This window comes from Agrobacterium sp. AGB01, assembly GCF_014851585.1.
In the GTDB taxonomy this organism is placed as follows: domain Bacteria; phylum Pseudomonadota; class Alphaproteobacteria; order Rhizobiales; family Rhizobiaceae; genus Agrobacterium.
Genome location: NZ_JACVAB010000001.1, coordinates 665,542 through 684,507, shown reverse-complemented (window position 1 = coordinate 684,507; position 18,966 = coordinate 665,542). Strand labels below are relative to the sequence as shown.

At 55.0% G+C, this 18,966-nt stretch carries 14 protein-coding genes; 4 read left to right on the top strand and 10 right to left on the bottom strand.

The genetic code is table 11. The features are described 5' to 3' along the window. The first annotated feature begins 199 nt into the window (after positions 1 to 199). Positions 200 to 766 (top strand): DUF6101 family protein, encoded by a 567-nt coding sequence (locus IB237_RS03185; protein WP_192487849.1) that lies wholly within the window; start codon positions 200 to 202, stop codon positions 764 to 766. Between the two features lie 63 nt (positions 767 to 829). Here IB237_RS03185 and ubiA read toward each other — a convergent pair whose 3' ends face one another. From ubiA to IB237_RS03165, 4 genes are all read right to left on the bottom strand, one after another. Next, positions 830 to 1,792 (bottom strand): 4-hydroxybenzoate octaprenyltransferase, encoded by a 963-nt coding sequence (ubiA, locus tag IB237_RS03180; RefSeq protein WP_192487143.1) that lies wholly within the window; start codon positions 1,790 to 1,792, stop codon positions 830 to 832. Between the two features lie 79 nt (positions 1,793 to 1,871). Then, the gene (locus tag IB237_RS03175) at positions 1,872 to 2,672 is read right to left on the bottom strand and encodes a MipA/OmpV family protein (RefSeq protein WP_192487142.1); all 801 of its coding nucleotides are present in this window, start codon (positions 2,670 to 2,672) and stop codon (positions 1,872 to 1,874) included. A gap of 132 nt (positions 2,673 to 2,804) precedes the next feature. Then, complete coding sequence (locus IB237_RS03170; protein WP_192487141.1) at positions 2,805 to 4,058, bottom strand: cyclopropane-fatty-acyl-phospholipid synthase family protein; 1,254 nt, start codon at positions 4,056 to 4,058, stop codon at positions 2,805 to 2,807. A 174-nt stretch (positions 4,059 to 4,232) separates the two neighbouring features. Beyond that, a complete protein-coding gene (locus IB237_RS03165) occupies positions 4,233 to 6,548 on the bottom strand; it encodes a Tex family protein (RefSeq protein ID WP_192487140.1) in 2,316 nt (771 codons plus the stop codon). Positions 6,549 to 6,780: 232 nt separating this feature from the next. Between IB237_RS03165 and purD the strand changes: the two genes are divergently transcribed. The 3 genes from purD (at position 6,781) to IB237_RS03150 (ending at position 11,039) form a co-directional block, all read left to right on the top strand. Beyond that, positions 6,781 to 8,052 carry a phosphoribosylamine--glycine ligase gene (gene purD / locus IB237_RS03160; RefSeq protein WP_192487139.1) on the top strand — a complete coding sequence of 424 codons (1,272 nt, stop codon included), beginning with the start codon at positions 6,781 to 6,783 and terminating at the stop codon, positions 8,050 to 8,052. 107 nt (positions 8,053 to 8,159) lie between these two features. After that, complete coding sequence (locus tag IB237_RS03155; RefSeq protein ID WP_192487138.1) at positions 8,160 to 8,633, top strand: plant virulence effector HPE1-like domain-containing protein; 474 nt, start codon at positions 8,160 to 8,162, stop codon at positions 8,631 to 8,633. 573 nt (positions 8,634 to 9,206) lie between these two features. After that, entirely contained in the window at positions 9,207 to 11,039 is a 1,833-nt protein-coding gene (locus IB237_RS03150) for a methyl-accepting chemotaxis protein (RefSeq protein ID WP_192487137.1), read from the top strand. Between the two features lie 84 nt (positions 11,040 to 11,123). On the opposite strand, the gene IB237_RS03145 is transcribed toward IB237_RS03150, so the two are convergent. The 6 genes from IB237_RS03145 to IB237_RS03120 all read right to left on the bottom strand — a co-directional run bounded on the left by IB237_RS03145 (position 11,124) and on the right by IB237_RS03120 (position 18,925). After that, positions 11,124 to 11,597 (bottom strand): VOC family protein, encoded by a 474-nt coding sequence (locus tag IB237_RS03145; RefSeq protein ID WP_192487136.1) that lies wholly within the window; start codon positions 11,595 to 11,597, stop codon positions 11,124 to 11,126. Between the two features lie 105 nt (positions 11,598 to 11,702). Further along, positions 11,703 to 12,188 (bottom strand): DUF523 domain-containing protein, encoded by a 486-nt coding sequence (locus tag IB237_RS03140; RefSeq protein ID WP_192487135.1) that lies wholly within the window; start codon positions 12,186 to 12,188, stop codon positions 11,703 to 11,705. Positions 12,189 to 12,202: 14 nt separating this feature from the next. Next, positions 12,203 to 14,356 carry a glycine--tRNA ligase subunit beta gene (gene glyS / locus IB237_RS03135; protein WP_192487134.1) on the bottom strand — a complete coding sequence of 718 codons (2,154 nt, stop codon included), beginning with the start codon at positions 14,354 to 14,356 and terminating at the stop codon, positions 12,203 to 12,205. Between the two features lie 101 nt (positions 14,357 to 14,457). After that, positions 14,458 to 15,681, bottom strand: a complete 1,224-nt coding sequence (locus IB237_RS03130; protein ID WP_192487133.1) for a DUF2207 domain-containing protein — start codon at positions 15,679 to 15,681, stop codon at positions 14,458 to 14,460. Positions 15,682 to 15,719: 38 nt separating this feature from the next. Then, positions 15,720 to 17,648, bottom strand: a complete 1,929-nt coding sequence (locus IB237_RS03125) for a DUF2207 domain-containing protein (protein WP_192487132.1) — start codon at positions 17,646 to 17,648, stop codon at positions 15,720 to 15,722. Between the two features lie 26 nt (positions 17,649 to 17,674). Beyond that, positions 17,675 to 18,925, bottom strand: coding sequence for a 3-phosphoshikimate 1-carboxyvinyltransferase (locus tag IB237_RS03120; RefSeq protein ID WP_192487131.1), 1,251 nt, complete (start codon positions 18,923 to 18,925; stop codon positions 17,675 to 17,677). Positions 18,926 to 18,966 lie beyond the last annotated feature (41 nt).

Genomic DNA, 18,966 nt, shown 5'->3' with positions numbered 1-18,966 from the left:
AGAAAATTGCACTGTCTCCGTTCACACTTCCGCAACCCTGATCATTGGGCACTTTGCTAACCATCTGGGAATGCAAAGTTTTTTAACCTCGTTTTTTAAGCGGTCCAGAATGAGCAGGCGCTATGTTCACATCATCAGAGGACGAAAAGTCCCGGGAGATGCCCAAAAGGCTCTCAGGTAAAACAAGGGTTGCATGAATATGACAAATACGGTTTTGAAGCCCGAATGGGCCGCAGCGACACTCAGACTCGATCCAGCGCGGTTTCCGCAACAGGTCACTTATGGAGTCCGCGACGGATGTTCCGACGTTGTCATTACACTTGATGAACGCGGTGCCGTACTCAAGAAAACACTCAATTCAAGCGGCCTGCCGCTTTCCTTTGCCCTGCCAGCACGCGCTTTCAAGGGTGTTGCCGCCCGCGCCATCGACCATGGTGATGGTCAGGTTACCGTAACACTGGAACTGCACCACGAGGACCCTGCCCTGTGCATTCCGCTGCTGGTAGCCCATGATCTCTGTGATATTGCTGCCGACTGGCGCAACTGGTCTGAAACCTATCGCATTCCGATGCTGATGGTTGAAGCAGATGGCGTTGCCCGTCCGTTGGAAGACCATATTGGCGGCCCACGCCCGCAGGACCTTCGTCCGCGCCGTCGCCATTCCTACTTCGCAAATCGTCGTCCACGTTTCCTGGTTCGCCGATCCACCGGCAAGCTTGGCGTTGCGATGAAGATCGAAGGCAAAGAAATTATCGCACGCAACTGACTTTAAACGTGATCTCCAGATCAAAAAGAACCCGACACGGAATTCATTCCTGCCGGGTTTTCTTTATTGAAGAAGATTGACGGTAAGCGGTAATAACAGACCGGCAAACACCAGCGCGCCGACCCGCGTATTGGACTTGAACAGTGCAAGGCACTGGTCGCCATCATTGATATCCAGCACGAGGATCTGGCGAATGAACATGCCTGCCGCAGCGGCAACACCTGCGTAGGCCAGCAAGCCAACGCCGGCAGATGCAAAAGACATCACCATCAGCACAAGCGCCAAACCGTAAAGGCCAATAAGCCACGTACGTGTGTTGTCGCCAAACAGGCGAGCGGTTGAACGTACGCCGACCAATTCGTCGTCTTCCTTGTCCTGATGGGCGTAGATCGTATCATAGCCAATCGTCCAGGCAATTGACGCTCCGTAAAGCAGGAATGCTGCCGGTGCAAGAGTGCCGAACTGTCCCGACCACCCCATCAGCGCACCCCAGCAGAAGGCCAGACCGAGGAAGAACTGCGGCCAGTCGGTAAATCTTTTGGCAAAGGGATAGATGACGACAAAGATCAGCGAAAAAATGCCAAGCGCCCAAGAGAAGGTATTAAACTGCAACAGCACCACGAGACCGGCCAGCGATTGCAGCACAATAAAAATCTTCGCCTGTTTGCGTGTAACCCGCCCTGATGGCAATGGGCGGGATCGTGTACGGGCAACGGCCATGTCGATCTGGTGATCGACCAGATCATTATAGGTGCAGCCTGCACCACGCATGGCGACCGAACCGATAAAAAACAGCACAAGATGGAAGGCCAGCAGGCCCCATGAAAATGTTCCGGCGTCCATGGCGACATTTGCCGCCAGGGCGGCTGACCAGAAACACGGCCACATCAGAAGCTGCCAGCCAATCGGGCGGTCCCAACGAGCAAGCTGCGCATAGGGCCAGACCCACCGTGGCAGCAGTCGGTAAACCCAGTTGTCGGATGGCGCGTCTGAAACGCGGCCGGTCATATCGCTATTGTGAACCATACCGGGGTTTCCAAGCCTTTCCTGCTACCATGAGACATGGAAAGGCTCTAAACCCGCGCTTTTTGCAAAGCAAGGATGATTAAGGAACGCTGAACCCGAATTTGTAGCTGGCGCCTATACCAACAACAAACTGGTTCTTCGAACCACGTTCACTGACCAGCGTGCTTTTGCCAGCGTCGCCCATCAGGCGCTTGTATTCGGCAAAGGATGTCAGCTCGATATTGTCGGTTGCCTTCCAGGTGATGGCGGCACCAACACCGGCAGAATGCAGACCGCCATCGGGATTATAGGCCGACGGACCACCGGACGCGGCAGCCGCAGAACTTACACCGTAATATTTGTCGTTATATTTGTTGCTGACCCATGTCGCGCGTGGACCGGCCGAGATCTGCAGACCGGGGGTGATGTCGGTGAAAATGTCCGCTGACAGATCGGCAACGACACCGCTATGGCTGCGTATGCCCTGGCGCACTTCACCGCGAACACGCACCCAGTCTGTTGGGTAGACTTCAGCAAAGCCACCGAGTTCACCGCCGAGCTTGATTTTCTGCATGCCACGAAGGTCAGAAGAATCACCCTCATCACGTGGCATGATCAGCTTTGCAGCAACACCGGCGCGGAACGTTCCCTGATCGAGAAGACCAAACGACGCACTGTCATTACGCGACGAAAACTTTGCGGACGGGCCAACTTTGCCCAGCGAAATGATTGGCGCAGCGCCAAACTCATTCTTGTTGTCGCCCTGATACTTCGGCGCGGAAAAACCGACCGCACCAACTTTCAGATACCAGTCACCGGAGAACCAGCTTTCGGCCTGTGCAGTGCCCGCAAGACAAAGGGGAATAAGGCAGGCGGAAAAAGCCAGCTTTGAAATGGACATGTATGAACTCCGGATACGCAAAACAGAAAGGAGAAACAGATACTCTCATTTCAAATTAAGCATATTCCCTTGCCAATCTGTTAACTACGCAGGGTAGCTGCCGGCGTGTCAAATCCTATCCGAGATTGTGTGTCAGAACTCGACCTTCTCCATCGGCAGGCGGGTCTTTTCAAACTCTGCCAGCCGCTGTTCTGCCAACTGAATGTAATTGCGGTTGTCGGGAACAACATCACCGCGTTTTGCCAGTTGCAGCTGGAAGATATGAAAATTCTCGTGAGTGAAGGCCATTTCTGAGCCGGCCAGATAAAACTCCCACATGCGGAAAAAGCGCTCGTCGTAAAGGGCGACCGCGTCATCCTTTCGAGCGACGAAACGTTGCCGCCAGTGTCTCAGCGTATGGGCATAATGCATCGGCAGTATTTCGATATCCCGCACCAACAAGCCGGCTTTTTCCACCGCAGGCAACACTTCCGCCAGTGACGGAATATAACCGCCGGGGAAAATATACTTCTCGATGAACGGGTTGGTGGCCAGCGCCGGATAGGGTTGACCGATGGAATGCAGCACCATAACGCCGTAGTCATCCAGCACTTCTGCCGCCTTGTTGAAATACTCCCGGTAATGAGTTGGCCCAACATGTTCGAACATGCCAACCGACACGATACGGTCGTATTTTTTGGACGGCAGATATTTATAGTCCTGCAGTTCAAACCGCACCTTCTCCGACAGGTTGCGTTTTGACGCACGACCCCGCGATACCCTTAGCTGTTCTTCGCTTAAGGTGATGCCAGTTACATCAACACCGGAACTTTCGCTCAGATACATCGCCATGCCGCCCCAACCGGAGCCGATTTCCAGGACGCTCTGCTCCTCGGCCAGCAACAGTTTTGCGGCAATATGTCGTTTTTTGGCAGCCTGCGCCTCATCCAGCGTTATTCCGGGCGGATTGAAATAAGCGCAGGAATATTGCCAGTCCTCATCCAGAAACAGATCGAACAGCTTGGCGCTCAAATCATAGTGGTGTGAAACGTTGCTTTTGTTGTGATTGACTGGCAGGTGCATCTTTATGCGCGAGGCGATAACGCGCGCGAAACCGCGCCAAATCATGCCGAAGGTCAGGGCCTCGCTCAGTGTATTCGCCTTGATCAAAGCCAGAAAATCATAAATGTCGCCTTCGTCGACATTCATGCGGCGTTCCATGTAGATTTCGGCGAGTTTCAATGTCGGGTCTCTGGCAATCTCGTCTGACGCTTCATCATCGGTAAAGCTGATCGCGACCCGTTTTCCCGTACCGTCGCCGTAAATGTGAAGTCCATTTGGACCGGTAACGACGAGGTCGCCGGTTTTGACTATTTTCTCAAGCAATGCATGCAGAGACGAGGCCATTTCACCTCCCGAATAAGCTAAGTCTCACTTATCAAGTTTTGTAACCGTATTCCTTTCGGCCAAAGTTTCAAGACAGGCAGTTTTCAAAAATATTGATGCATTTCAGACGCGAAACGCCGCCCTGTAAGTCACACGGGGCGGCGTTGTTTGTTCTTCAGTTTATCGCAGATAAGGTTAGCGGCGTTTCATCGCTTCTGCCAGTGCGGCGGCCAAAGCACCACCGGATTGGCCCGCATCGTTGCCACGACCCTGCGGTTTGGCGCTGGCGTGCTTCATGGCGCTGGCATTGCCCTTTTCCCGCATCGACTGAGGTGCCGCTTCGCCACCATCCTTGCGCATGGTCAGGCCGATGCGCTTGCGCTTAACGTCAACCTCAACCACCTTTACCTTTACCACGTCGCCGGCTTTGACGACTTCATGCGGATCCTTGATGAAACGGTCTGCGAGTTGCGACACGTGAACAAGACCGTCCTGATGCACACCGATATCCACGAAGGCGCCGAAGGCCGCTACGTTGGTAACCGTGCCTTCCAGCAACATGCCGGGCTTAAGGTCGGTGATTTCATCGACGCCCTCTGCAAAGGTTGCTGTCTTGAAACTTGGGCGCGGGTCGCGACCGGGCTTTTCAAGTTCCGCAATGATGTCCTTGACCGTCGGAAGGCCAAATTGCTCATCAATGAACTTTTTTGGATCAAGCGATTTCAGGGTGGCACTGTCGCCCATAAGAGTGCGCAAATCACGGCCGCAAGCGGCAACAATCTTCTTGGCAACGCCATAGGCTTCCGGATGCACCGAGGATGCATCCAGCGGCTCCTTGCCGTTTGGAATACGCAGGAAGCCTGCGCACTGCTCAAAGGTGCGCTGGCCAAGGCGCGGCACTTTCAGCAGGTCCTTGCGGCTGGCAAATGGACCGGTCTGGTCACGGTGCAGCACGATGGCATCAGCAATCGATGCGCCGAGACCGGAAACGCGCGCCAGAAGTGGGGCCGAGGCGGTGTTGAGATCAACACCAACCGCGTTCACGGCATCTTCCACGACGGCGTCCAGCGAACGCGACAGCTTGCCCTGATCAACATCGTGCTGATACTGGCCAACGCCAATTGATTTCGGTTCGATCTTGACGAGTTCGGCCAACGGATCCTGCAAGCGGCGTGCGATGGACACCGCGCCACGGATTGAAACATCGAGATTGGGGAATTCGGCAGCGGCACGCTCAGAGGCCGAATAGACGGAAGCGCCAGCTTCCGACACGATAACCTTGGTGGGCTTCGGGCCGGTCAGCTGGGTCAGCATGTCAGCCACCAGTTTTTCGGTTTCGCGGCTGCCGGTACCATTGCCAATCGCAATCAGTTCAACGCCGTGTTTGCGAATAAGGCTTGCCAGTTCGGCCTGCGTACCACGAATGTCGTTTCTGGGCGGGAACGGGTAAACTGTCGAAGTATCGAGCAGTTTGCCGGTACCATCGACAATCGCCACCTTGACGCCGGTACGGATGCCCGGATCGAGACCCATGGTGGCGCGCGAACCGGCGGGTGCCGCCAACAAAAGGTCTTTCAGGTTTCGGGCGAACACGTGGATCGCTTCTTCTTCCGCCCGTTCGCGGATTTCGCGCATCAGGTCCAGCGATAGTGACATGGACAGCTTGACGCGCCATGTCCAGCCAGCAACCTCCATCAGCCATGCATCGCCCGCTCCGCCGGAGCGAATATCAAATGCACTGGCAATGGTTCTCTGGCACGGTTTGACCGGCGATGGATCTTCTGCATCAACGTCGATTGTCAGTGTCAGAATTTCTTCGTTCCAGCCGCGCAGCATGGCTAGTGCACGGTGACCCGGAACTGTGGCCCAGCGTTCGGAATGGGCGAAATAGTCAGAGAACTTTTCGCCCGCTGCTTCCTTGCCTTCGACAACCTTGGCACGGAACGTTGCGTTGTGACGCATGTGGTCACGCAGGCGGCCCAGCAGTTCGGCATTTTCGGTCATGGTTTCGGCTACAATATCACGCGCACCTTCAAGGGCAGCCTTTACATCGGCCACTTCACCCTGAACATAAGTCTCAGCCAGCTTGGCAGGGTCGGCACTGCGATTGTCCCATATCGCTTCTGCCAGCGGTCCAAGGCCGCGCTCGCGGGCTATTTCCGCACGGGTACGGCGCTTTGGTTTGTAAGGCAGGTAAAGGTCTTCCAGTTCGGCCTTGGTGACTGCCGATACGATCTTGACCATCAAATCGTCGGTCATTTTTCCCTGACCGGTGATGGAATCGACGATCGAGGCACGACGCGCATTCAGCTCACGCAGGTAAGACAATCGCTCGGCCAGTGTGCGAAGCTGGGTGTCATCCAGACCACCGGTCACTTCCTTACGGTAACGTGCGATGAACGGAACCGTCGCGCCTTCATCGAGCAGCTGTATGGCAGCCTTGACCTGATCGGGTCGGGCATTGATCTCAGATGCGATGACTGGCGCAAGGCGGGCATTATCTGCGGACATGTGCTTCTCTGGTCTGTTTAAAATCTGGCCGAACATAGAGGCTGATTGTGGCATGACAACACGAAGTGTGAACAAACCCACAGAAAAGCCGATAAAGCACCGTGAACAGCTGGTGTTAAAGGCCACGGAAGGCGGATATGCGGGAACAAACAGGCCGGAAAGACAGCTTTCTCCTTGACCTTTCTCCCCCCTGCCCTTAACGCCGCAGAAACGAGATTACAGGGGTGAGACTATGAAAGTTCTGTTGATCGGTTCTGGCGGACGCGAACATGCCTTGGCGTGGAAAATCGCGCAGTCCCCCCTGTTGGACACACTCTATGCGGCACCCGGCAATCCAGGCATTGCAGACCATGCGACGCTGGTGTCTCTCAACGTTGAAGACCACGCTGCGGTCATCTCGTTTTCTAAGGAAAAGGCGATAGACTTTGTTATCGTTGGTCCTGAGGCTCCGCTTGTTGCAGGTTTGGCGGATGATCTGCGTGATGCAGGCATTGCCACTTTCGGCCCCTCCAAGGCGGCGGCGCAACTCGAAGGCTCCAAGGGTTTCACCAAGGACCTCTGTGCCCGCTACGATATTCCAACCGGCGCCTACCAGCGTTTCAAGGAAGCAGAACCGGCCAAGGCCTATGTGCGCGAACAGGGCGCACCCATTGTCATCAAGGCCGATGGACTTGCCGCTGGCAAGGGCGTGACAGTGGCTATGACCGAAGCCGAGGCGCTTTCCGCCATTGACGATTGTTTTGATGGCGCCTTTGGTGCTGCTGGCGCAGAAGTGGTTGTCGAGGCATTTCTGGATGGTGAAGAAGCAAGTTTCTTCTGCCTTTCGGATGGCAAGACGGCGCTGGCGCTGGCAACCGCACAGGACCACAAGCGCGTTGGCGATGGTGACACCGGCCCGAACACCGGCGGCATGGGTGCCTATTCCCCTGCCCCGGTCATGACACCTGACATGGTCGAGCGCACCATGAAGGAAATCATCGAGCCGACCATTCACGGCATGGCCAAGGACGGCCATCCGTTCAGCGGTGTGTTTTTCGCCGGGCTGATGATCACCGAAAAAGGCCCCGAACTGATCGAATATAATGTGCGTTTCGGCGATCCGGAGTGCCAGGTCCTGATGATGCGCCTGAAGAGCGATCTGCTCCCTATTCTCTACGCCACGGCCACCGGCACGCTGGATAAGGTTACGGCAGAGTGGATCGACGACACCGCACTGACAGTCGTTCTGGCGTCGAAGGGTTATCCGGCAACCTATGAAAAGAACACGCCCATCGTGTCCATCCCGCAGGCAAACGACGGCGCAAAGGTGTTTCATGCCGGCACAGCGCTCAAAGACGGCCAGTTGGTGGCAACCGGTGGTCGCGTGCTGAATGTGACGGCAACAGGCAAAACGACGAGCGAAGCGCAACGCCGTGCCTATGACCTGCTTTCCAAGGTTGAATGGGACAATGGTTTCTGCCGGAAGGATATTGGCTGGTTGGCTATTGCCCGCGAACAGGGCTAATTAGCTGTCGCCCTGACAGGTTATTCGTTCAATATTTACCAATTTTACTGACCGGACGGAAAGGAAGTCCGGTTACTATACTTCTTCGAATGAAGGAGTATTGGCCCATGCGTTATTTTGTTTCGGTTGCATTGTTTGCCCTGACAAGCCATGCCGCTATGGCTTCCTCGATCGAGGTCATTGACCATGACCGCACAGAGAACAAGAGCATTATCAACCTGCGTTGCGGATCCTGCCCTCCCCTGAAGGAGAAGGTGACGGCCAGCCAGTATGTTGCGCCATCGCTGCCGTCCGGTGTTCAGAAAACCGAAATCCGTGATGTGAACGGCACCAAGGAAATGTTCCGCACCGAAGCATGGCTGGGCGGTTCGCCCGTTGTCTACGTGAGCACCGCCAAGACCTGGATGCCAGCGGAAGATAGCGCCACAGCGCTGGCTGCAACGAAGGACAGCCCAGAACACGCGCCTGATGGCATTGATTTAGAGGCGACAACGACCTCAATCAGCAAACCGCAGCCACCTGTTGCAGCTTCTACGGTGACAAAACCTGATTTCAGCAATTTTTCGCTGCGCTTGAACTAACAGACATTACAGCGATCGGCCTTTGAGGCCAGCTTCACCCGCGTGGCAACAACAGGCGGGTGTTTTTGTGCGTGTTCCTTTCTGCTAGGTGCGCTTTGAGCTGCGATCAGCCGACGCAGATTTCCGCAACCTGTAGCGGATTGTGCTTGAGCATGCCGCCTGCCAGCCGCGTTAATGATTTGTCTTTTGTCAGATTTCTTTCGCATCCCCGAAGCGGGGTTCGGCGCAACATATTTTTAAAACTCAACTGTGAAGGGTTTTATTATTAGCGACAACCCACCATGTATTAATATGTAGTATTTATGACGGATGCAGCAATATGCTCGCTTTGGTTTTATTTTTATTTTTGATCAACTTAATCTCACTGAATAACGGCCTCATAATACTCATAAACTTGAAACGATTTTCCTCACATCAACTGCTCAATTAAATATTTATTCAACAATATGTATTTTTTTAATGCATGGTTGTGCGATGCAGCATGATGACCAGTGCAGAATGCGCTCCCCCTATTTTTAGATCTTGCCCCACCGCTTCACGAGACGCGGTGCAGCAAAAGCGCGATGAGTGGATATGAAAAATCTTCCGATTTCCCGACAGTTGCTATTGTTGGTCATCACCCTGATGATCGCATTTGCCGGTGCAACATATTATCAGATCAGCTCTTCCGCGAATGCGATCTATGAAGAGCGGTACAACATGCTGCGCACGCAGGTTCAATCTGCAGTCTCTATTCTCAAAGAGTATCACGCCAAGGAACAGGCAGGCACTTTGACGACCGAGGAAGCCAAGAAGCAGGCTTTTACAGTCGTTTCCGCCATCCGCTACACACCTGATGGTTATATGTTCGGTTATGACTACGACGTGAAAATGGTGTTCCACCCGGAGGCAAAACGTGTTGGCCAGAACTATAAGGGCCAGCCGGACAGCAAGGGTTACCAGTATCGCGACGAGTTGGTAAAACTCGGCCGCGCTGGTGGTGGCCAGACCGACTTTTACGGTCCAAAGCCGGGTCTTGAAGGCTCCTTCCTGAAAAGCTCCTATGCGCTGGCTTTTGAACCCTGGCAGCTTGTCGTGGTAACAGGCGTTTATGTGGACGATCTTCAGGCACAGGTTCGCGCTGAAATCTTCAAGGCGCTGTCGCTCGGCATTGCCGTTCTGGTGCTTGGTATCGGTGCAGCACTTTATGTCATTCGTGGCATTTCCCAGCCGCTGGCCGACATCCACAAGGCACTGGGTGAAGTTGCCAACGAAAATGTCGCAATCGACATTCCACACACCACCATGACCAATGAAGTCGGCATGATGGCCAAGGCAACCGCATCGCTGCAACAGAAAGTTCGTGAACGCCACGCCATGGTCGAGCGTCAGGAACAGCAGCAGCGAGAACTGAACACAGAACGCCAGAACAACCTTGATATGCAGCGCAGCGAAGCTGAACTGCAGGCGCATGTCGTCACCATCATCGGTCAGTCGCTTGAAAAACTGGCAAAGGGTGATCTGACCGTTCGTTGTGGTGATCTTGGCCCGCGTTATGCGGATCTGCGCAGCAACTTCAACGAAGCCCTGACACATCTTGATGCAGCCATGGCCAAGGTGAACGCCAAGAGCATCGACATTGGTGGCTCGAAGGAAGAAATCCGCAAGGCGTCAAATGAACTGTCCCAGCGTACCGAGCTTCAGGCTGCAAACCTTGAAGAAACCTCCGCGGCTCTCGACCAGTTGACTGTTGCCGTTCGCCAGACCGCAGAAGGTGCACACGAGGCCGCCAAGCGAGTTACCGCAATCAGCGGTGAAGCAAGCCGTAGCGACCTCGTTGTCGAGCAGGCCATTGGCGCGATGAGTGGCATTGAGCAGTCCTCGGATGAAATCTCCAAGATCATCGGCGTGATTGACGACATCGCCTTCCAAACCAATCTTCTGGCGCTGAATGCCGGTGTTGAAGCGGCACGCGCTGGTGAAGCAGGCAAGGGCTTTGCCGTCGTGGCACAGGAAGTGCGTGAACTGGCTCAGAAATCTGCGGCTGCGGCCAAGGAAATCAAGGACCAGATCGCCCGTTCGTCCGGTCAGGTCGAAAACGGTGTTCGTCTTGTTGGCGAGGCCGGCGATGCATTGAAGCGTATTTCCGACCAGATCAAATCAGCCAATGAGATTGTCACCAAGATTGCCCATTCGGCGTCCGAACAGGATACGACGCTGAGGTCCATTTCGTCCTCGCTGAACCAGCTTGACGCAGCCACCCAGCACAATGCCGCCATGGCGGAAGAAACCACGGCGTCGGCTGAAGCCCTTGCCGTGGATACGGAAGAGCTGCTGACGCTGATCCGCACCTTCCGGGTGTCCGCCTCGTCCAATGCTTCCGGCAGCCTTTATGGCATGGGCCAGCAGATGCGCCGGGCAAGCTAAGGTCGCAACATAATTTCAGACAAGACAAAACGCCGGAGATCACTCTCCGGCGTTTTTGTTTGGGTCAAATCGCAGTACCGTATCTCAGCCGCGACGGGCGGCCGCGATCTTTGCCACGTCGATCTTTTTCATGGTCATCATGGCATCAAAGGCACGTTTTGCTTCAGCTCCACCAGCGGCCATCGCCTGCATCAGGACACGTGGGGTTATCTGCCAGGAGATACCCCATTTGTCCTTGCACCAGCCGCACTCACTTTCCTGCCCGCCATTGCCGACAATGGCATCCCAATAACGGTCGGTTTCTTCCTGATTGTCGGTAGCGATCTGGAATGAAAAAGCCTCATTATGTTTGAAGACCGGTCCGCCATTCAGACCAACGCACTGCACGCCAGCGACGGTAAATTCGACCATCAACACATCGCCTTCGTGGCCTGATGGGTAATCACTCGGCGCACGATAGACCTTGCCCACCACGCTATCCGGGAAAAGTCCGGCATAAAAACGCGCGGCTTGTTCCGCCTCGCTTTCATACCAGAGACAGATCGTATTCTTGGCCATGCTCGTTTCCTCCCGATTGACCACCTCATCAGGCATAGAATGCGCAGCAACGCCTAACGTTCCTCGTGACATCGGATATCGCCTGTGGCAGCGCCGGATCATTTTTTACTCGGTCAGTTGGACGAGTTGTTCAATCTGGTTGTGGGAAAAGATCGTAATGCCCGCCTGCGCGAGAAGCGCAGCAGTTATGCCGTTGCCGGCATGTTTCAGGCCGGAAAACGAGCCATCGTAAATGGCAACCGAACCACAGGAAGGGCTGCCATCGATCAGCAAGGCATAGTCGCAGCCATTATCCTGCGCGAAAGCCAGCGCCTTTTGCGCACCTCGAATGAATTCGGCCGTCACATCACCACCGGTGATTTCCAGCACACGGGCACGGCCCTTCAGCACATCAAGACCGGAGGCACCATTTTCTATTTCAGCAGGCGGACGGGGAACGGGCATTCCAGCTGCCATTTCCGGGCAGATGGACACAAGACGCCCTTCGTTTTTCCAGCGTTCTATCGCCGGATGGGAAAGCAGCTTTCCCTTGCCGTCATACCGCACGCCATGGCCTAGAAGGCAGGCGCTGATGAGGATTTTTCCGCCCACCAGACGCCCCTTTATTAGCCAGTGATTTTCGAGAAGTCGGCAACAGTGCCAGTTGCTTCACGAATAGCCTTCAGTAATGCCAGACGGTTGGCGCGGATCGCCGCATCTTCATCGTTGACAAGAACGTCTTCGAAGAATTTGTCGACCGGCGCACGCAGCGTCGACAGCGCCTGCATGGCAGAACGGAAGTCCTCGCCTGCGACAGCCTTGGCGGCATCAGCAGAGGCTGTTTTTATTGCAGCATAAAGCGCCTTTTCAGCATCAAGCTTCAACAGCTCGTCTGCCACGCCATCGGCAACCACGGTGCCCTTCTTTTCTTCCGCAGCCAGAAGCTGGGTGGCGCGCTTTGTGCCAGCCAGAAGGTTGATACCGTCCTGATCGGTGATGAATGCCGTCAGCGCTTCAACGCGGCGTGCAACCATCAAGAGATCGTCTGATTCCGGTGTCAGAACCGCATCAATCAGATCGTAACGGGCACCGAGATCACGCAGATACACCTTCAGGCGATCATGGAAGAACGACAGGAGGTCCGGGTCCTTGATGACGGAAAGCAGCGGCAGGCGAACATTGCGTTCCATGATGATGCGCACAACACCAAGTGCTGCACGACGTAGTGCAAACGGGTCTTTTGAACCGGTTGGCTTTTCATCGATGGCCCAGAACCCTGACAGCGTGTCCAGCTTGTCAGCCAGCGCGACAGTCAGCGAAACCTTGTCACGTGGCACGAGATCAGTCGGGCCCTGCGGCTTCCAATGTTCTTCAATGGCAGCAGCAACGCTTTCGTTTTCGCCCTGCAACAGCGCATATTTGCGGCCCATCAGGCCTTGCAGCTCTGGAAACTCCCCAACAGCTTCGGTGCGCAGGTCGGCCTTGGCCAAAACTACGGCGCGATCGACCAGCGCAGCATCGGCACCGACGATTGGTGCCAGCCGTTTTGCCAGTTGGCGAATGCGGGTTACGCGCTCACCCTGCGTGCCAAGTTTGGCGTGGAAGGTTACGTTGAGAGCGTCCAACTTGGCCATGCGCTGATCAAGCGGCTTGTTAAGGTCGAGGTTGAACTTTTCGGCAGATGCCTTCAGCGTCTCGAGGTCCGGTAGGTTACCCTGGTCGCGGGTCCAGAAGTGCTTGGCATCCGACAGGCGTGCACGCACGACCTTGCCATTGCCATGCATGATTTCCTTGCCGCCATCGGTTGCCTGAATGTTGGACACCAGAATGAAGCGGTTGGACAGGCCTTCTTCCGCACCCTGCGGGCGGGTCACGAAACACTTCTGGTTGGTCTTGATGGTCAGGCGGATGATTTCTGCCGGGATCTGCAGATAATCTTCCTCAAACGTTCCCATCAGCACCTGTGGCCATTCCACAAGGCCAGACACTTCTTCGAGAAGACCTTCGTCCTCTACCAGTTCCAGACCGTTGGCGAATGCGATGTCCTTGGCGTCATGCAGGATGATATCCTTGCGACGCTCAGCATCAAGAATTACCTTGGCCTTTTCGAGGTTGGAAACATAGTCTTCAAAACGGCGGACAGTGATCGCTTCAGGCGCATGGAAACGGTGACCATAGGTCACATTGCCGGCAACGATGCCATCGATCTCAAACGGAATGACCTGCGTCTCGTCATGTTCTGGCCCAAACAGGCAAACGATGGACTGCAACGGGCGCACCCAGCGCAGGCTTTCCGATCCTTTGCCTTCTATGCCGCCGTAGCTCGAACCTTTTGGCATGGAAGCCGGGCCGGAGCGCATGGACTTTGGCCAGGCAAAACCACGAATGATACCCGGCATAACGTCAGCAATGATGTCTTCCGCCGGACGGCCGGGCTTGTTGACCACGGCGATATAGAAGTCACCCTTCTTCGGATCGGAAACGACCTGCGCCTGCGAAATATCGCTCAGACCCGCGCCGCGCAAAAAGCCTTCGATCGCTTTTTCATTGGCGTCGGTGCGTGGACCCTTCTTTTCTTCCCTCACATCGGCGGAACGGGCGTTCAGGCCGCGAATGTCCAGCGTCAGGCGACGTGGTGTCCAGTATTCGCGCGCGCCATCATAGGTCAGGCCAGCTTCAACCAGTGCGTCGGTGACGAGCTTTTTGAGGTCACCCGCCGCCTTGCGCTGCATGCGGGCGGGGATTTCCTCGGAGCGGAGTTCAAGCAGAAGATCGGGCATGGGATGAAAACTTTATCTGTTTCAAAAGAGTGTCGCGGACTTAGCAAGCCCTGTGAAAAAAGTCACCACGGCAAACGGTTAAATTACCGACAAGGTTAGGTTTATCTAGCGGATAGAGACAACCAGCACCATGATCCGGCAAAACTATAGCAAAAAAACCGGCTCATCTTTTTCTCAGGTTCAGGAACAACGGCTTCAACCCTTTGCGCAAGAGCGGAGGAGAAGTCGACGATCCAGTCAGCAAAACATTTTTCAGGACTGCCGCCATACCATGATGGCGCATAGGAAGAGGTAACACCTGCGCTGATCAACCAATTTCTGAATTGCTGGCACCAGTTTTTCTCAACGCCCAACGCAACAGCATAAGGCAACATATCCTCAAAATGCGATGCAGACATCAATGGTGCACGGGCCATCACCGCGCGCTCCTTTTCTGACAATTGCAGATAAAGGCTGAAACCTTCAAAGCGCTCCAGTACCGTACGGCCAAGTGGTGTCCGCCCGCCGATCAGGAATAGAGAAGCCACATTTGTGAGAAAAATGCCGCCAATAGCCAAAATTATGGGAGGTAAACCAAGGTCAATAGTGTCCTGCCACACGTCTTGCGAGAAGGTAAGTGCGATATCCCTACACCGGTAGACAACAAACACCAGGATACCAGTTACAAAAATCTTGGCGGCACAACCCGCACGGACTTCAGCCATAAGTCTCCAAATGAATAGGGGAACAAGAAGGAAGAAAAAGGGAACAACCATAGAAACGCCAAGGAGTATTTCAAACTGCTCAAAATTAAAGTCGGTCAAAAATACAAAAACACACAATGACACGATGCTGAGAATGAATCCGAACAGAAAATATGAGGAGTGATCCTCATGATATTGTCCCAAATCTTCGCCTCCTAGCGTCTGGCGAAAATCTTTGACCAACGCGTCAACCGCCCAGCCATTGAACCTGTCGATAGTGAACTCTGCTCCCGAATTTGCAACGTGGGAAAGAATGGCCTGTTGGCTGGCCCGCAACTGTTTGTCTGCGGTTTTATTGGTCCGGCGGAGAACAATCTCGGTTCCCAGATCCGTCAGCACAACAAAACCTTTCACCGCGAGTTCGAATATACTGGCAGAAAAGGCCGTATAGCCTTCCGACGAAAAAGTGTGGTGTGCGAGAAAGTTTGCGCGGACGGGCGACATGCCCTCGGGAACAGACCATTGTGGTCTGATCAAACCTTTCGGCAGGCCGGGGCCAACCTTGAGCCTGACACCGAGATAATAGAGCGCGACAACTGCTATGCAGATGAGTGCCAAAACATATGATGACGTATCAGCCATTCACAGCCGCCCTTGTTGCACTCTCGTGCCGTGCAAACTTACCAGCCGCCGCCGCCACCACCACCACCGCCACCGCCTGACGAACCACCGCCACCGGAAAAACTGGACGAAGAACTGCTGACCGGTTGTGGAATCGTGGACGCAATGGTGGAGGCCATCGACGAGGAAAACCCTCCGATCCGATCCCCGAAGCCGCCACTATAATTGCCGCCATACCACCCCGGCGCATAGGCCGCCGCAGCGGCACCGGCCGCGGCTGTTGCCAGCCATGTTTCGAACGCCCTGCTCCACGGCTTTTCCACACCAAGAGCGACAGCATAGGGCAGCAGCTTCTCGAAATGCGATGGCGACATTTGCGGTGCGCCCGCCATGTTCATGCGGTCTTTTTCAGCCAGTGTGAGGTAGATGCGCAATCCCTCGATACCGTCCATCATTTTGCGACCCAATGGCGTTGGAGCGCCCATCAAGAAGATAAACAGGCCATTCAGCAAGGCGATGCCACCCAGAGCGAGAATGATCGGGAACTGCGCGCTGTGACTGAGATCAAACCACATAGCCGACAGGATGCTGGCGAACATGCTGATAGCGGTAAATGCAAAAATCGCACCCACCACAATACCACCAATCTTTTTCGGAAGGCTGGCGCTGCCGCGAAAGTTCTTGCCGATAATGGTTGCGGCAATACTGAAAAACACGGCAAAAAATATGCCGATAATCGCCGCCGCAATAACGTTTTCATCGAGATCGCCGAGGATGAGAACCGCCGCGACAAAGGCAATGCTCAGGAACACGCCAAACAGTGTATATCCCGCATTTGAATGGTAATATTTGCCGCGATGTTCCTTCTCGATCGCCTGCCTGAACTGACTGCCAACCTGCTCAACCCTTTTGCCATTGGCCTTGTCGATGCGCAGTTCAGCGCCTGGTCCACCGATGTTCTGCAACAGTTTTTTTTGGCCGGTTGGCAGCGCAGGATCAGTTTTTTTGTCGGTGCGTCGAATGACGATCGAACTTTTCAAATCGTCGAGAACAACAAAACCCTTTACCGCAAGATCGATGGCGCTCGCGGAAAGCGCTGTCCAGCCTGCGCCTGAAAAGCCATTATTATCGATGTAGTTGACAAGTGCGGGCGAAATGCCCTCCGGCGCATCCCAGCGCGGCACGATCACGCCCTTGGAAGGATCGCGCCCCACTGCAAACCAAGCCCGCAGGTAATATAGGGCAACGACAACCAGTCCAACGATCGACAGCAGATAACCGGCATTGTCACGAAAATACCATTGGCCTTCCTGCCCTGATGACGGCGCGGCAATGGCACCTTTGGGCAGTTTGACGGCGATGGTCATGCCTTCGCCCTCGTTGAAGGCGCGCGTGCTGGAGAAGAACACTTCGTTCCCCTCGGTCATGACCTGAGCATCCGTGCCCGTCTCTCCGGCCGCACCGGTAAAGACCGCCGTTTCGCTGGCTTTCACCGTCTGCGGAAGAACAACTGTTGCGGAAATCTCCTCGATCCGAAACTGCCAGCCATTGCCGGTCACGTTCCAGTAAAGCTCGTCATAACTATCGAAATAACGGATCTGTCGGTCTGTCGTATAGGTGATCTGGTAGGTGTGTTCGCCCGCCTGCAACAAGCGGTCGGCGCTGCCGGTGTAAATGCGTATACCGCCGGAGATATTCTCCGTGTGCCAATCTTCCGTTGCGCCGTCACGCTCCACCGAGACGACACCAAAATCAACCTTGGCACGCCGTCCTTCAGCGTTCTGTGCATAGAGCGGGAAGTCGCGGAAGATACCGCGCTTGATGTCGTTCCCTTCGGAATTGACCTTGATGGTTTCGGTGACGGTGAGTTCACCGGCAGCGGAAACATCAATAACCGAATGATAGGACTGGATATATTCTTCCGCCATTGCTGGCGAAACGGCCAGAAACAGCAGCAGGCCCAATAGTCTCGCAACAAGGATTTTCATCCGGACCTCCTGCAGTTTCAGTAACTTCAAGCTTCTGTGTATTCGACCCCGAGTGAAGCCAACGCTTTCCAGTAACCGGGATAGGTCTTGCCGACACACAACGGGTTCTGGATGGCGATGCCACCGGTTTTCAAGCCAGCCAGCGCAAAGCTCATGGCAATGCGGTGGTCGTGGAATGTGTCGATGGATGCCGTCACACTCTGCCCCGCCAGTGCAGGATCAGAATGCACGATCAGATCGTCACCTTCCTCAAGTGCCAGACCCTCGCGAATATTGTTCAGCCCCAGCGACAGGGCGCGCACACGATCGCATTCCTTGACGCGCAGGTTGGCGATACCGACGAAACGCACCGGCGTTTTGTTATAGGCAGCGAGAACCGCAATGGTCGGAATGGCATCCTGCATCTGGCTGCCGTCGATAACAGCTGGCAGGTTGGGGAACTGCGCAATCACGTCGTAGGCGCGAGCATCTGGCTGTGAGAACTTGTCGGCCGGTGTGCCGATATCGATCTTGCCACCGGTCAGCACTTCTGCACCCCAGAGATAGGTTGCGGCAGATGCATCCGGCTCGATATGGAAGTCGGTTGCGATATAACCGGTTGGCTCAACGCGCCAGACAGCGGCACTAACGCGTGTAACCTTTGCCCCAAAAGCTCCCATGGCTGTGACGGTGAGATCGATGTAACCCTTTGCGCCGATTTCCTCGCCGGCCAAGACGATGTCGATCGGCTTGCCAGCGCAGGCTGCTGCCATCAGTAGCGCCGAGACATACTGGCTGGACAGGTTGGCGTCGATTGTCACCTTGTCGTTGAGGAAGCCTTTTTTCCCGCACACGGTGACTGGCGGGCAACCGGTTGGGGCATCGGCTTCAACGCCCAGCGAACGCAGAGCATCGACCAGCGGCGTGATCGGACGCTTGCGCATATGTTCGTCGCCATCAACGATGACGGCACCGTCAACCAGCGCGGCAGCGGCCGTCAGGAAGCGGGTGGCTGTGCCTGCATTGCCGAGGAACAGCGGGTTTTCCGGTTGGCTGAGATAACCATTGCCCTCAACGACAAAGGTCGTTTCATCCGGCTCGTTAATGGTCACGCCCATGGCGCGCAGCGCGTCTGCCATATAAAGCGTGTCATCGCTTTTGAGAGCGCCGGTCAGCCGGCTGACGCCCTTGGCCAGACCCGCCAGAAGCAGCACGCGGTTGGTTATCGATTTGGAGCCGGGAGGCTGCACCTTGCCGGTAAGAGGTCTGCCGGGGGGAGTAATCGTCAGTTCTGTCATTTGTATCTCATGTTTTCCCGTATTATCGGGATAACGCCGGG

Excerpts from the sequence above, each read along its gene's own strand:
- IB237_RS03185 (WP_192487849.1), top strand. The coding sequence starts at position 200 with ATGACAAATACGGTTTTGAAGCCCGAATGGGCCGCAGCGACACTCAGA.
- ubiA (WP_192487143.1), bottom strand. The coding sequence starts at position 1,792 with ATGGTTCACAATAGCGATATGACCGGCCGCGTTTCAGACGCGCCATCC.
- IB237_RS03175 (WP_192487142.1), bottom strand. The coding sequence starts at position 2,672 with ATGTCCATTTCAAAGCTGGCTTTTTCCGCCTGCCTTATTCCCCTTTGT.
- IB237_RS03170 (WP_192487141.1), bottom strand. The coding sequence starts at position 4,058 with ATGGCCTCGTCTCTGCATGCATTGCTTGAGAAAATAGTCAAAACCGGC.
- IB237_RS03165 (WP_192487140.1), bottom strand. The coding sequence starts at position 6,548 with ATGTCCGCAGATAATGCCCGCCTTGCGCCAGTCATCGCATCTGAGATC.
- purD (WP_192487139.1), top strand. The coding sequence starts at position 6,781 with ATGAAAGTTCTGTTGATCGGTTCTGGCGGACGCGAACATGCCTTGGCG.
- IB237_RS03155 (WP_192487138.1), top strand. The coding sequence starts at position 8,160 with ATGCGTTATTTTGTTTCGGTTGCATTGTTTGCCCTGACAAGCCATGCC.
- IB237_RS03150 (WP_192487137.1), top strand. The coding sequence starts at position 9,207 with ATGAAAAATCTTCCGATTTCCCGACAGTTGCTATTGTTGGTCATCACC.
- IB237_RS03145 (WP_192487136.1), bottom strand. The coding sequence starts at position 11,597 with ATGGCCAAGAATACGATCTGTCTCTGGTATGAAAGCGAGGCGGAACAA.
- glyS (WP_192487134.1), bottom strand. The coding sequence starts at position 14,356 with ATGCCCGATCTTCTGCTTGAACTCCGCTCCGAGGAAATCCCCGCCCGC.
- IB237_RS03130 (WP_192487133.1), bottom strand. The coding sequence starts at position 15,681 with ATGGCTGATACGTCATCATATGTTTTGGCACTCATCTGCATAGCAGTT.
- IB237_RS03125 (WP_192487132.1), bottom strand. The coding sequence starts at position 17,648 with ATGAAAATCCTTGTTGCGAGACTATTGGGCCTGCTGCTGTTTCTGGCC.
- IB237_RS03120 (WP_192487131.1), bottom strand. The coding sequence starts at position 18,925 with ATGACAGAACTGACGATTACTCCCCCCGGCAGACCTCTTACCGGCAAG.